Below are 13099 nucleotides of genomic sequence, written 5' to 3'. Positions count from 1 at the left end.
CCAACGCGGCCGGTGAAAACCGGCCGCTTTTTTATCGGGTGAACGAGGCCGTTACTCAGCCGCCTGCCGTCGATTGGCGTGGGAGCCCTCGCGAACCTCCTCGACGATCTTGCTCACGAACGCATCCAGGTCGCCGGGATTGCGGCTGGTGATGAGGCCCTGGTCCACCATCACCGTCTCATCTCGCCATTGGCCGCCCGCATTGATCACGTCGGTCTTGATCGAGTGATACGAGGTGCAGCTCTTGCCCTTGATCAGGCCTGCCTCCACCAGAAGCCAGGGCGCGTGGCAGATGGCAGCCACCACCTTGCCCGAGGAGTAGAAGGTTCTGAGGATCTCGACGGCCTTCTTCTCGACCCGCAGCTTGTCCGGATTGATCTGCCCGCCGGGGAGCACGAGCGCATCGTAGTCCGCCGGATCGACAGTCTCGATGTCCTTGTCGACCGGAACCGACTGGCCCCAGTCCTTCTCGTCCCAGCCGCGGATCTCGCCGGATGACAGACGCGATTGCGGCGCAGCGACATGAACCATCGCGCCGGCATCCTTGAGTTTCTTCAGCGGAACCATCAGCTCCGATTGCTCGAAGCCGTCCGTGGCCATGATGAGGATCTTGGCCTGTGCGATATCAGGCATGGCGCTCTCCATTGTCGTTGGGGACAGACACGGGAACGGGCGGGAAGGCAGCGGGTTCCGGGACCTTCCGTCGCCGGAACCCCGTCCGCATGGGCCTGTTGACCCTCGAACGGAACAACGGATGAGGAAGAGGTATGGTCAATCCTGGACAGCCGACGAATGAGCCGCTGCCGGGTGGTAACGTCCCCAGTGAAGTGCCGCCGGGCCGGGCCCCCGACGAGAAGCCGGATATCGGCCCAACCGGGCCGCGCACACCCTATCCGGTCAACGATCCGGGGATCACCGATCCCAAGGGACCGGGCTCCGAGCCCGATTACCTGCCGGGCAATCCGACCGATCCGGGCACGCGCTACTGACCGGGCCGTTCGCGCGACAGCGGCCGGCTCAAATTTCCAGAATGGCGTAGGGCTTGCCTGTCGGCTTCTCGATGTGGTGGGCGACGTTGTAGACCGGCTGCCCGCCGGGCGTGCGGCCCTCGAAACGGCCGCGATGGGCGTGGCCATGCACGATGGCGCTGACCTGGAAGCGGTCGATGGTTTCCGCCAGGCGCGACGATCCGAGAAAGGGATAGATCTCCAGCGGCTCGCTCTCGATGGTGTCGACTACCGGCGCATAATGCAGGATGACGACGGAGCGCTTGGACCGCACCTGACGCATGGCGTTCTCAAGCCGCAGCGCTTCGTTCATGGTCTCGCTGACGAACTGCTTCATGGCAGGCTCGCCGAAGGAACCGAGCATGCGCCGACCGAAGCCGCCTGCAAATCCCTTCACGCCGACGAAACCGACCCCGTCGATCTCGACGGACTGGCCGTCGAGCACCTTCATGCCCGCGCCGCGCAGGATATGCATCACCTCCTCCGCGCAACCGCATTCGTAGTCGTGATTGCCGAGCACGCCGATAATCGGGATCGAGCAGGCCTTGATGTCCTGCGCCAGGAGCTCCGCTTCCTTCGGCTTTCCGAGATCCGTCAGATCGCCCGCCAGCACCAGGACATCCGCTTCCTTGGAAATCTCTGCGAACAGATCGCGATAGGACGTTCCGTTGTCCTCCCGAACGTGGAGGTCCGCCATTGCGGCGACCCTCATGGGTTTCGTCGTTTCGTCAGTCATTCCGCCATTCACCCTCTCCGCCCACATCGGCGAAGCCCCACTCCTTCACATCGATTTCGTAATCCACTCGGGAGAACATGCGCCCGCGGCAGACCTTCATCTGCGGCGGCGGCAGGCTGAGCTGCTTCGAGAGGCGGTCGAGCAGCTCCTCCATGATCCAGTGCGGAACCTTGTTTCTCTCGGAAGGATAGATCCAGCGGAAGTTGAGCAGGTGCATGAGCAGCACCTCCCAATGCACTTCCATGTAGGCCAGCAGGCGATGCCAGTCGATCTGGTCATGCGCCTTGAGAATCGTGTGCGCTACGTCGGCGCCGTCATAGCGATGGCGCAGCTGGATGAAGCATTTCGACCAGACGAGTTCCGTCGGTCCGACGATATGCACGGGCGTGCCGAAAACCTCGATCTGCCGGGAATCCTCGAACCACGGGTCGCCGATCGGCATCGTGCCGTTCGAGGATGCGAAGATCACGTCGAAGAAGTATTGGCCCTTGAAGACCTTGCCGAGCCAGCGGTCGTCCTCGATCTCCACCGAGTAGCCGATGTTCTTGAAGTGCGACAGGACCCGCGTGTAGTCGCCGGCCTTGCAGAAGATGTCGAGATCCTTCGTCGGGCGCGTGATGCCCGTATAGGCCGAGATGGCGTAGGTGCCGGCCAGCAGGAAGGGAAGCCCGAGCTGGTTCAGTTCCCGCAAGGCCTCGGCATAGAACGCCTCGGACTCCGGGTACTTGAGCGTCGGCTCGGCCTTGGCGTCCATGTTCGGCGCGCTGGCATAGGCGGAGGAGGTGAATTCTGGATCGTGAGCAGCCATCGACCTTGTCCGAAGCGTGGCCAGCCATGGCCCGCGTTCGACAACCGAATGGCGGTGGTGAAGTTCCGCAGCGGCTCAGCTTGACGCTTCTAAACCCGCATCGGCCGTTTCGCCGGTGTGCTGGCGGAGGGCGCGCCGAAGCCGAGGCTAAGGGAGGTCCAGAGCGGCAGCGCATCCGCCTCGAAGCTTTCGATGCGCCGGCGGATTTCGGCGAGGTTCTCCGCCTCCGTCGTCAAAGGCTTGCCGTCCTTCATCATTCTTTGTCCCGCTTTCGACAGGGCGTTCCAGACGAAGCGCGCCCCGTCCTGCTCCTGGTCGTGGCGGGCGAGCCAGATCAACTGGCTGATCCGATCGGCGGCGATGCCGCCGCCCGTGACCGGCGACGCGAAATGCGAGAACTTCTGCTCATGGCGGGCATGCTCCGCGACGGCGCGGTTGAAGAGATCCGTCTGGAGCTTGCGTTCCGCAAAACCGCTCTCCGGCAGGCAGGGCTGGCACGTGCCCTGCGCCATCAGGAAGGTGAGCGCCTGCATCACCCGGCCCAGGCCGAGCTTGGCGAGAGCGGGATCGCCCATCATGTCGCGAAGCTTACGCGGGCCACGGCTCATGGCCGCAATGACCGGGTCATAGATCTCGGGCTGGAGATTGACCTTGTAGCGCATTCCCTGAACCTGCCGCGGCACGTCGGCGGCCTTGCGGGTAAGGACGAAGCGCGTCTTGAGCCAGGCGTCCTGAACGGCGCCCTTTGCGAGCGGCATCGGGCCCTTGGCGAAGATATCCCGCCTGAACTGCTGATCCACGATGTGGTCGCGCACCATCTGCCTCAGGGCGACGTTGTCGATCTCCGAGAGGAGCTTTCTCTGGTCCTGGGTCAGGTTGATCGTGTCGAGCGTCTCCATCGCATGGGCCGAACCCAGGTGAGCTTGGCCTCCGAGAGTTCCTGCGCCAGGTCGGGGAAATAGAAGGGCAGCGATTCCACGTTGAAGTATTCGTGGGCGATGTAGTTGCGGTTCTTGGTCCTGAGGCCCTCGAGCCGCGCGGCCACCTTCGGGTTGCTGGCGAAATAGCGCGCATCCACATGGCCTAGTTGCGCCGCGAAATCGAGCGCTGCCGGAATGCGCGAGAGAAGGGGTTTCGACGTGCCCTGCGCGGCGACATGCTCCAGCAGTATGCGCCGCAGCGGCATGACGGAGGCCCAGCCGGGCATTGCGTTGTAGGAGATGTAGACGATGCCGCCCGGCTTCAGCTTGCGGGTGATGAAGTCGACGATGGTGCGGCGATTTTCCGATGAGATCCAGCTGTAGATCCCGTGCAGGCACACGAAGTCGAAATCGGGAAGATCCTTGCGCTCGAGATAGTCCGCAGAGCTGTCGTCGGAGAAATGCACGTTCCGAAGGCGCGCAGCCTGCGCCAGCGCCTGCGCTCCAGCGATGTGGCTGGGATTGAAGTCGGTGGCGTAGAACTGGATGTGCGGGTTTGCCGCCGCCAGGAGGTTCGTGGAGAAGCCCTGGCCGCATCCGAGCTCGCAATAGGCGAGCGGCTCGGTCTGAAGCCCCGGAGCCCGCACGTTCTGCAGCAGCGCGCCGAAGGAGAGAAGGCTCGGCGTCAGCTCCTGGTAGAAGCCGTGCGTGTAATCCACCTCGACGACGTAGCCCGACGACCATTCGGCCATGGCAATCCCCAGTCCTGCCCCGGAATGCCTCCGGCATCGGGCGGATCATGTATAGCAAAACGTTATAAAGAATCAAAGGGGCGCGGGGCCGCAGCCCCTCAATGGCCGCCGGCCGAGGTCCGCACGTCCCTCGGGCTGCTCAGGATCTCCAGCAGGCTGTTGGCGATATGGCGCGCCTCGTCGTCCTTCAGGCGCAGCATGAAGGGGGGATACATGCCAGCCTGCAGCGCGACCACGGCCATGCCGTTCTCGTCCATGCCGACGTCGATGGTGGACGAGGTCACGTCCAGCATCTCCTCCTGGAACTCCTCGCCTTCAGCCGCGGTCTGGTCGGTGCTTTCGCCGATGGCCGTCAGGAGCTGACTCAACGCCTTCACGAGCGACCGGGCGGCGTGGGGATCCATGACCACCGCCGTCGATTGCTCGCCCTTCTGGAATGCGAGCTGAATGTTGTCGCCTTCGAGGGTGACGGAAATTCCTGCCATAGTCGTCCTCAATCCTTCCCGCCACATATGGGGTCCCGCGCGGCGAGGGAAAGGCGAGGGTTTGATAGGACACCTGCGCCCCCGACCCAAGGGGAGGCTGCGCAGGGCAACGGGCGGCGGCGGCTTTTCAGGGGAAAAGTCCCGGGGCGCTCCCTAGGGAAGCGCCCCGGGCGCCGCAGGGGTCAGGTGCCCGACGTGCTGCTCGTGCGCCGGCGGGTGGTCCGGGTGCCGAGATCCGGCGTCTCCGTGGTGCCCGCGCCCGCAGCGCCCGCGCCGGACATCGCGGAGCCCGCGATGCCCGCATCCGCCGGCTGCTGGATGCGCAGGTTGTTCTGCACATGGGTCACGCCGGAGACGGAATCCGCCAGGTCTTCCGCGTGCCGCTTCTCGAAGCGGCTGTTGACGGTGCCGTTGAGCGTCACCTCCCGGTTCGACACGCTCACCTCGATCTCGGAGGCGTCGAGATGGGGATCGTCGGTCAGGCGGTCGTTCACGTCCTCCTGGATGCGCTCGTCGGAGCGCTGATAGCCCTTCGGTCCCCGCCCGCGATGGCGGAACTCGCCGACCTGCATGTCCTGCTCGCGGCGGCGCTCCGCGCGGGGATCGCCGAGCCAGGCCCGCAGCTCGTCGCCGGCGCGCTCGAAGAAGCCCCGGTCCTCCTCGCTGTAATCGCGCGAGCCGCGGCCGAAATAGCCGGTCTCGTAGCGGTCCCGGTCGCGGTCGGAGCCGTAGCTGCCCTGCTCGCGGCTGCGGTCGTAAGAAGACCAGCCGGGACGCGGATAGCCCCAGTCGGCGCCGCGGTCGGGGTCCTCGCCCACCACGTCGCGCCAGTCGCGGGTGGAGCCGCCGGTGCCGTAGCCGGCGGAATCGCCGAAATCGCGCTCGCGGCGGCGGCCGTAATCCGAGCCGCGATCCATGACGTAGCGGTCATCCTCGCCAGAGCGGCCCTCGCCGCCGTAGCGCCGGTCCGAGCCGCGGTCGTAGCCGGATGTCCGGTTGCCGAAGCCTCGGCGGGCGATGTAGCCGTCCTCGTCGCGGTCGCGGTAGTGATCCCGATCGGTGCGGTAGCGGTCATCGGCCATGGGAGCGCTCCTCGTGGTCTGGAGAATGGGGCCGCATGCCTTGCGCGGCCCTGCGTCAGCGAAACGAGAACCTGCGGAGGACTGTTCCTCCGAAGCCGTCGGACTTGCAGCGTCGCTGCTTTTTCCATGGCCACGCTCGAACGGGTTTCGGGCGCCCGCATTAGAGCCTTGAGACCCATGAGCGGACAGCCGGAGCGAGAGACGCCGATGACGAAAGCCCTTTCCGACCTGAGCGACGAGGCGCTGGCGGTCTTCGCCTTCGCGGCCTATCACCAGCTGACCAGCGGCCAGGCCGTGCGCAGCGTCGTGCAGCGCGACGGGGTGGGCCACAAGGCCAGCGACAAGGCCGTTGCGGAGCTGCGCGAGCGGGGCCTCATCCAGGCCGACGGGCAGGAGATCGTCTTCACCAACAAGGGCGAGGAGGCCCTCCAGGCGGTCATCGACGGCATCCGCAACGCGAGAGGGTTAGCCTAAGAGGCTTAAGGCTCCGCGCCTTGCATTTGCCCCATCCATACCCTACCTATCCCTCATCGACATTTGGCCGGACGACTGGGCTACCCGCTTTGGCACTGCCGGGCGCACGTTCTCTCTCTACCAATATCGACTAACGGGCGATTGCTTCGGCCCCGCCCACGTGCAAACGACAGTGAAAGGATTTCCCATGGAACAGGGAACCGTGAAGTGGTACAATGAAACCAAGGGTTATGGTTTCATCCAGCCCGACAACGGTGGCAAGGACATCTTCGTCCACGCCACCGCTCTTGAGCGTGCCGGCATGCGCGGCCTGCGCGAAGGTCAGAAGATCTCCTACGAGCTTCAGACCGATCAGCGCACCGGCCGCACTTCTGCAGTCAACCTGCAGAATGCGTAAGGTTTGATACAAGAGGACGTGCCTGGCACGTCCTCTTGTCTATCGGCCGTTCCGCTTGAGGGGCGGCTTTTTTGTTATGGGAAAGGCTTTGCATGGCAAAGGAAGAACTGATCACTTTCGAAGGTCTGGTGACCGAAATTCTGCCCGATGCGCGCTACCGCGTGCAGCTCGACAATGGCCATGAGGTCATTGCCTACACTGCCGGCAAGATGAAGAAGAACCGCATCAAAACGCTCGCCGGCGACCGCGTCACCGTGGAGATGTCTCCTTACGACCTCGAAAAAGGACGCCTGATCTTCCGCCACAAGGATTCCGGCGCGGGCTCCGGTCCCCGGCCTCCGCAGCGCGGCAATCAGCAGTTCCGCCGTCGCTGATAAATTGAGCGACCCGCTGTTCGTGGATGAGCGGATCGCTTCGGTGCAGGGCCTCGCGGAGGCCCTTTTCGATTTGGGGGCACCCGGCCGGTCTCGGCCGGGCCCGTGTCACGCCACAGCGTGCATGATCGAGAGCGTGACCCGGTCCGGGCCGATATCCTCGTCCATATCCTCGAAATGCATGAGCTCGGCCAGGCGGTTGCGCGCCCGGTTCACGCGGCTCTTGATGGTGCCCACCGCGCAGCCGCAGATTTCCGCCGCCTGCTCGTAGGAGAAGCCCGAGGCACCCACCAGCAGCAGCGCCTCGCGCTGGTCGTGGGGCAGGCGCGCCAGCGCCTTCTGCAGGTCCTCGAAATCGAGATGCGGCATCTGATCGGGCTGGACCGAGAGGGTCGCCGCGTATTTCCCGTCCGCATCCTCCACCTCGCGGCGGCGCTTGCGGTATTCCGAATGGAAGAGGTTGCGCAGGATGGTGAAGAGCCAGGCCTGCATGTTGGTGCCGGGCTGAAAGCGCTCGATATTGGCAATCGCGCGCATCAGCGTCTCCTGCACGAGATCGTCCGCCCGGTCCACGTTGTTGGTCAGCGAAATGGCGAAGGCGCGCAGGTTCGGCGTGGCCTTGAGCATGGAATCGCGAAGGTCGGTGTCGATGCTCATGATTGCTGCTTCTCCGGCTTTCCGTTTCCGTCGTCGTTGAGGCGGTTGATAATCTCGATGAACCGGTCCGGGACCGGCTGCTCGCCGAGCGCCAGCGATTCATAGAACTGCCGCAGGCGCTGGCCGATCTGCGCCTGGACCGAGCGGCTGAGCGCCGGGGAGGATGACTTTCTGAGGCCCGGAATGGGCTCTGGATCGTGGTGGGGCATAGGTCTCGGGTGCTTCGTTTTCATTGGGTCTTCCAGGTCCATGGGATGTCGCGACCGTGCAGTGGGGTCGCGCTCATGGCGGCGCCCAATCGCCGAAGGACCAACGCCAAGCCGTGATCTTCGTTCCGCGCCTCCGGCGAAGCTTCCACAGGCTCGTGCGGGATCGCACCGGCCCCCCGACGGCCCGGACGGGAACTTAATCCTGACGGCTACGGTTGTTGGCGCAGGTTGAGTTTTCAAAAGGAAAGGCAGTTGGTCCCGGAGGCCCGGGAGCTGCGCGTCACGCGCGGCCACGGAGGCGGGGACCGCACGACAGACCCATGGCGATCAGCACCATTCTCCTCATCATCGTGATCCTGCCCCTCATCGGAGCCGTCCCCGCCTGGCCCTACAGCCGCAGCTGGGGCTACGGCCCCAGCGGCCTCATCGGCCTCGTCCTCATGATCCTGCTGATCCTGCTGCTGATGGGGCGGTTGTGAGGGCTATGGCTTAGACGAGACAGGAGGTGTAAGTGGCCCTTAGGAGGGGGCGCTCAACGCTTCGGGGCTCATCAACCCTCACAATCTCTTCTCAAACCAGTGATGCGCATAAGGCTCCGCGTTGAAGGGCGCGACCTCCTGGTAGCCTTTGCGGTGGTAGAGGGCCTGGGCCTCGGTCAGGGTCCGGTTGGTTTCCAGGCGCAGGCGCCTCAAACCCGTCTCCCGCGCCTGGGTTTCGAGCCATTCCAGCACCCGTGAGGCGATCCCGAGGCCCCGGGCGGAGGGGGCGATCCACATCCGCTTGACCTCGCCCGTGATCCCGTCGCCCACCTTCAGCGCCCCGCACCCCACCGGCTCCCCGTCGAGCCAGGCGACGACGAAGTATCCGGCGGGCGGCGTCATCTCCGCATCCGTAGCGGAGTTGCTCCGGCCCGGATCGAACCCGGTCTCGAAGCGCCGGGCGAGTTCCCCGAAATACCGGTCCAGGCAGAACCGCGCCGTAGGGGTCTGGGGCGCTTCCAGCCGCAGCTCCACCGCGCCCGCCTTCAGCAGCCGCTCGACCTCGGCCATGGCCGCGACCAGCCGCTCCCGCCGGGCGGGATCGAGGGGCGTCAGGAAGGAGGCGGCGAGCTCGTCGGAGAGCGCATCGTAGGTCGCCCGCTCTGCGCGGCCTTTCTCCGTCAGCACCGCCCGCCGGACCCGCCCGTCGCCCGTGCGGTTCTCGGTCCGCACCAGCCCCTGCGCCTCGAGCGCACGCAGCAGGCGGCTGACATAGCCGGAATCGAGCCGCAGGCGTTCGCGCAAGGCTCGCACCTCGATCCCGTCCGGCCCGATCTCGTGCAGAAGCCGCGCCTGCCCCAGCGGCCGCCCGCGCCGGAGATAGCTCCCCTCCAGCGCCCCCACATGCTGCGTGACGGCGCGATTGAACCGCCGAACCTGCGCGACTTGGCTCTCATCCATTCTCTGACTTTAGTCAGATAAGCCTTCCGGTGCAAGCAGGCAGGCGGGCGGATATCCCGCCTGGGACGGAGATGGATGGGGGAAGGTTCGGTCAGACCACGAGGAAGTCGGTTGCCTTCAGTGAGAAGCCCTTGTCCAGTATGGCGAAGGTCACCTTGCTCAAGGGGCCGGAGCCGTCCGGGTCGAAATGGAGGGCGCCGGTCTTCTTGTTGTAGACGATGCGGTCGGTGCTATCGTGAGCCTTGGTACCTGACCAGAACGCACTCCTGGCGAGTTCGCCCTTGGCGCCAATCTCCTTGAAAGCCGACCGATGGAGACGGATCAAATCCTCTCCCCTGGTGAAATCCGTGATGCGGTCGAACTTCGACGGCACCGGTTCTATGTCGAGCGCGAATCCGTCCTCGCCGCTGCCGCCGGTGAGGGTGTCCTTGCCCATGCCGCCATTGAGGAGATCGTTCCCGCTGCCGCCAATCAGCTTATCCGAGCCCGTCTCGCCGAAGATCCTGTCGCTGCCGGTGAAGCCGCTGAGCGTATCGCCGGAGGAACTGCCATGCATGGTGTCGCCGCGAGCGAAGAAGGTCTGTGGGATCTCAAGATTGCTCTTGTGCTTCCAGGTAAAGTATTTGGGCGCGGAGACGGAGATGCCCGAGATCGAGCACAGGAGATTGTCGTTCTTGTGCATCGCTATGCTGTTGATGGTGCCGCCGGTGATCGGTTGCCACGGCTCTGCCTTGATGCCTGTTCCATAGAGAACGGTTTGGTCTCTCCCGATCGTCCTGATCTGCCACTTGGTGAATGTCACGACGGTGGCTGTGACCGAGTCCAAGAAGGGATGCTTTGAGGTATCAACCCGGGAATAGGCAGTAAGTTTGGCCACGGCAGTATCCGATCAGTGAGCGTCACGCGCTGAAAGACTGGCGATTACCGCCGATGGTCTTTCGGCAGATACTCCCTGAATTGAGGGGATTGGCCGAAAAAGCTCTGTTACGCCCCGAGACGCGGTGTCTCAGGAACTGCCTCACCGCCCCTTGCGTCCCTTGTATTTCGGCTTCTGCCCCGCGAAGCCCTGTGTCGAGCGTCCCGCCGGGCGTTCGCGGAAGTTGAGCGGGACCTCGCGGTCGGTGCCGGGGCCCATCTCGTCGAGGCCGGGCTTGCGGATGCGGGTGCCCTCGTCCGAGCGGCCCTTGCCGAGGGGGCCGTAGGTCTCGGAATCCCCGTCCCCGGCGCTGGCGCCGTCGGGCGAGGAGGGGAGGCCCTTCGGGGGCAGGTTGGCGTTGCGGCCGTACTTGCGCGCGCCGCCATACTTGCCCGCCTCCTTCTCCACGTCGCCCTGGCGGGCGAGCGGATCGTCGCTGATGGCGAGCTCCGTCGCCTGCAGGCGCTTGAGCTCGTCGCGCAGCCGCGCGGCCTCCTCGAATTCGAGGTTGGCCGCCGCCTCGCGCATGCGCTTTTCCATGTCGGCGATGACGGCCTTGAGGTTGTGGCCTACGGTCTTCTCGGCGAGACCCTTGTCGACGGAGACGTGGTCGCGCTCGTAGACGCTCTCCAGGATGTCGGCGATGTTGCGCTTCACGCTTTGCGGCGTGATGCCGTGCTCGGCGTTGTAGGCGAGCTGCTTCTCGCGGCGGCGGTTGGTCTCCGCGATCGCGCGCTCCATGGAGCCGGTGATCTTGTCGGCATAGAGGATGGCCTTGCCTTCCACGTTGCGCGCCGCGCGGCCGATGGTCTGGATCAGCGAGGTCTCGGAGCGCAGGAAGCCTTCCTTGTCCGCATCGAGAATGGCCACCAGCGCGCATTCCGGAATGTCGAGGCCCTCGCGCAGGAGGTTGATGCCGATCAGCACGTCGAAGGCGCCGAGGCGAAGATCGCGGATGATCTCGATGCGCTCCAGCGTGTCGATGTCCGAATGCATGTAGCGCACGCGAATGCCGTTCTCGTGCATGTATTCCGTGAGGTCCTCGGCCATGCGCTTGGTCAGCGTGGTGACGAGCGCGCGGTATCCGTTTGCGGCGAGTTCCTTCACCTCGTGCACAAGATCGTCCACCTGGCTGCGCGCCGGGCGGATCTCCACCACCGGGTCGACGAGGCCGGTGGGGCGGATGACCTGCTCCACGAACACGCCGCCGGTCTGCTCCATCTCCCATTTCGCGGGCGTGGCCGATACGTGCACCGATTGCGGGCGCATGGCATCCCATTCCTCGAAGCGCAGGGGGCGGTTGTCGAGGCACGAGGGCAGGCGGAAGCCGTATTCGGCGAGCGTCGCCTTGCGCCGGAAGTCGCCGCGATACATGCCGCCGATCTGCGGCACGGTCACGTGGCTCTCGTCGGTGAAGACGATGGCGTTGTCGGGAAGGTATTCGAACAGGGTCGGCGGCGGCTCGCCGGGCTTGCGGCCGGTGAGATAGCGCGAATAGTTCTCGATGCCGTTGCACACGCCCGTGGCCTCGATCATCTCGAGGTCGAACTGCGTGCGCTGTTCGAGGCGCTGCGCCTCCAGCAGGCGGCCCATGCGGATGAGCTCCTGCAGGCGGTGCTGCAGCTCTTCCTGAATGCCTTTGACGGCCTGCTGCAGGGTCGGGCGCGGCGTCACGTAGTGCGAGTTGGCGTAGACCTTCACGAAGGAGAGGTCGTTGGTCTTCTTGCCGGTGAGCGGATCGAACTCGACGATGCTCTCGATCTCGTCGCCGAAGAGGCCGATGCGCCAGGCGCGATCCTCCAAGTGGGCCGGGAAGAGTTCGATCACGTCGCCGCGCACGCGAAAGGTGCCGCGGGCGAAATCGCTCTGGATGCGCTTGTACTGCAGGGCCACGAGATCCGCGATGAGCTGGCGCTGCTCGATGCGCTCGCCCACCTTCACGGAGAAGGTCATGGCGGTATAGGTCTCGACCGAGCCGATACCGTAGATGCACGATACCGAGGCCACGATGATCACGTCGTCGCGCTCCAAAAGCGCACGCGTCGCCGAGTGGCGCATGCGGTCGATCTGCTCGTTGATCGAGGACTCCTTCTCGATGAAGGTGTCCGAGCGCGGCACATAGGCTTCCGGCTGGTAGTAGTCGTAATACGAGACGAAATATTCCACCGCGTTGTCGGGGAAGAACGACTTGAACTCGCCGTAGAGCTGCGCGGCGAGCGTCTTGTTCGGCGCGAGGATGAGGGCGGGGTGCTGCGTCTCCTCGATCACCTTGGCCATGGTGAAGGTCTTGCCCGAACCCGTCACGCCGAGCAGCACCTGGTCGCGCTCGGCTCGGCGCACGCCGTCCACCAGCTCGCGGATCGCGTTCGGCTGGTCGCCGGCGGGCTGGAAGTCGGACTTGATCCTGAACGGAATGCCGCCTTCCGACTTCTCGGGCCGGGGCGGGCGGTGCGGCACCCAGGGCTTGCCGTCCTTGAAGCGCGGATCGCCCTCCGTGAGCAGCCGCGTCAGCGCATCGACCGTGGCCGAGACGCCGGAGACGCCGTCGACCGCGCTGTCCTCGCCCAGATCCCGCGCCACGTCCGGCCCGTCATCGGGACCCTTGAGGCCCAGCTTCTTGGCGAGCGCCGGGTCCACATCCGCCACGTCGCCGTGGATGAAGCTTTCCTGCGCCCGTTCGGCGAATCCCTCGGCCGCCTTCCGCTCCCGGTTGACCGCCGGGTTGAGGAGGTCGGCGAGGTAGGGATCCAGTGGCTTCAGCTCGGGCTTGGACGCCTTCCCGGTGGAAAGCTTGGGCTTTTTGGGTGATTTGGCCATGGAACGAATATGGTACAAACGGCCGG

15 protein-coding genes and 1 pseudogene are annotated in these 13099 nt (G+C 65.0%); 5 read left to right on the top strand and 11 right to left on the bottom strand.

The genetic code is table 11. From position 1 onward, the window contains the following. Nucleotides 1-51: 51 nt before the first annotated feature. Nucleotides 52-633 carry a type 1 glutamine amidotransferase domain-containing protein gene (locus tag LG661_RS09370; RefSeq protein WP_230531616.1) on the bottom strand — a complete coding sequence of 194 codons (582 nt, stop codon included), beginning with the start codon at nucleotides 631-633 and terminating at the stop codon, nucleotides 52-54. Between the two features lie 134 nt (nucleotides 634-767). Here LG661_RS09370 and LG661_RS09365 point away from each other — a divergent pair, with 134 nt between their 5' ends. Then, nucleotides 768-989, top strand: coding sequence for a hypothetical protein (locus LG661_RS09365; protein ID WP_230531615.1), 222 nt, complete (start codon nucleotides 768-770; stop codon nucleotides 987-989). Between the two features lie 28 nt (nucleotides 990-1017). Here LG661_RS09365 and LG661_RS09360 read toward each other — a convergent pair whose 3' ends face one another. From LG661_RS09360 to LG661_RS09340, 5 genes and pseudogenes are all read right to left on the bottom strand, one after another. After that, a complete protein-coding gene (locus LG661_RS09360) occupies nucleotides 1018-1743 on the bottom strand; it encodes a metallophosphoesterase family protein (RefSeq protein ID WP_230531614.1) in 726 nt (241 codons plus the stop codon). After that, complete coding sequence (locus tag LG661_RS09355; protein ID WP_230531613.1) at nucleotides 1736-2551, bottom strand: nucleotidyltransferase family protein; 816 nt, start codon at nucleotides 2549-2551, stop codon at nucleotides 1736-1738. The genes LG661_RS09360 and LG661_RS09355 overlap by 8 nt, the downstream gene beginning before the upstream one ends. Nucleotides 2552-2640: 89 nt before the next feature. Then, a pseudogene (locus LG661_RS09350) lies at nucleotides 2641-4223 on the bottom strand (class I SAM-dependent methyltransferase). Between the two features lie 98 nt (nucleotides 4224-4321). Next, nucleotides 4322-4708, bottom strand: a complete 387-nt coding sequence (locus tag LG661_RS09345) for a hypothetical protein (protein WP_230531612.1) — start codon at nucleotides 4706-4708, stop codon at nucleotides 4322-4324. 182 nt (nucleotides 4709-4890) lie between these two features. Then, nucleotides 4891-5790 carry a BON domain-containing protein gene (locus LG661_RS09340; RefSeq protein WP_230531611.1) on the bottom strand — a complete coding sequence of 300 codons (900 nt, stop codon included), beginning with the start codon at nucleotides 5788-5790 and terminating at the stop codon, nucleotides 4891-4893. A 207-nt stretch (nucleotides 5791-5997) separates the two neighbouring features. Between LG661_RS09340 and LG661_RS09335 the strand changes: the two genes are divergently transcribed. The 3 genes from LG661_RS09335 (at nucleotide 5998) to infA (ending at nucleotide 7035) form a co-directional block, all read left to right on the top strand. Then, the gene (locus tag LG661_RS09335) at nucleotides 5998-6264 is read left to right on the top strand and encodes a hypothetical protein (RefSeq protein ID WP_230531610.1); all 267 of its coding nucleotides are present in this window, start codon (nucleotides 5998-6000) and stop codon (nucleotides 6262-6264) included. A gap of 187 nt (nucleotides 6265-6451) precedes the next feature. Next, nucleotides 6452-6661 carry a cold-shock protein gene (locus tag LG661_RS09330; RefSeq protein ID WP_230531609.1) on the top strand — a complete coding sequence of 70 codons (210 nt, stop codon included), beginning with the start codon at nucleotides 6452-6454 and terminating at the stop codon, nucleotides 6659-6661. A 92-nt stretch (nucleotides 6662-6753) separates the two neighbouring features. Beyond that, complete coding sequence (infA, locus tag LG661_RS09325; RefSeq protein WP_230531608.1) at nucleotides 6754-7035, top strand: translation initiation factor IF-1; 282 nt, start codon at nucleotides 6754-6756, stop codon at nucleotides 7033-7035. Between the two features lie 108 nt (nucleotides 7036-7143). On the opposite strand, the gene LG661_RS09320 is transcribed toward infA, so the two are convergent. Beyond that, complete coding sequence (locus LG661_RS09320; RefSeq protein ID WP_230531607.1) at nucleotides 7144-7692, bottom strand: sigma-70 family RNA polymerase sigma factor; 549 nt, start codon at nucleotides 7690-7692, stop codon at nucleotides 7144-7146. Next, entirely contained in the window at nucleotides 7689-7925 is a 237-nt protein-coding gene (locus tag LG661_RS09315) for a NepR family anti-sigma factor (protein ID WP_230531606.1), read from the bottom strand. The genes LG661_RS09320 and LG661_RS09315 overlap by 4 nt, the downstream gene beginning before the upstream one ends. A 296-nt stretch (nucleotides 7926-8221) precedes the next feature. On the opposite strand from LG661_RS09315, the gene LG661_RS09310 reads away from it, so the two are divergent. Continuing rightward, nucleotides 8222-8380 (top strand): DUF3309 family protein, encoded by a 159-nt coding sequence (locus LG661_RS09310; protein ID WP_230531605.1) that lies wholly within the window; start codon nucleotides 8222-8224, stop codon nucleotides 8378-8380. Between the two features lie 78 nt (nucleotides 8381-8458). Here the strand turns inward: LG661_RS09310 and LG661_RS09305 are convergent, their stop codons facing one another. From LG661_RS09305 to uvrB, 3 genes are all read right to left on the bottom strand, one after another. Continuing rightward, nucleotides 8459-9340, bottom strand: coding sequence for a helix-turn-helix domain-containing GNAT family N-acetyltransferase (locus tag LG661_RS09305; RefSeq protein ID WP_230531604.1), 882 nt, complete (start codon nucleotides 9338-9340; stop codon nucleotides 8459-8461). Between the two features lie 91 nt (nucleotides 9341-9431). After that, the gene (locus LG661_RS25060; protein WP_268995444.1) at nucleotides 9432-10166 is read right to left on the bottom strand and encodes a calcium-binding protein; all 735 of its coding nucleotides are present in this window, start codon (nucleotides 10164-10166) and stop codon (nucleotides 9432-9434) included. Nucleotides 10167-10358: 192 nt separating this feature from the next. Continuing rightward, complete coding sequence (gene uvrB, locus LG661_RS09295) at nucleotides 10359-13073, bottom strand: excinuclease ABC subunit UvrB (RefSeq protein ID WP_230531603.1); 2715 nt, start codon at nucleotides 13071-13073, stop codon at nucleotides 10359-10361. Nucleotides 13074-13099 lie beyond the last annotated feature (26 nt).

This window comes from Microvirga roseola (assembly GCF_020866965.1).
GTDB classification, from domain to species: domain Bacteria; phylum Pseudomonadota; class Alphaproteobacteria; order Rhizobiales; family Beijerinckiaceae; genus Microvirga; species Microvirga roseola.
The sequence above is the reverse complement of the archived record's forward strand: the minus strand, read 5'-3'. Positions and strand labels throughout refer to the sequence as shown.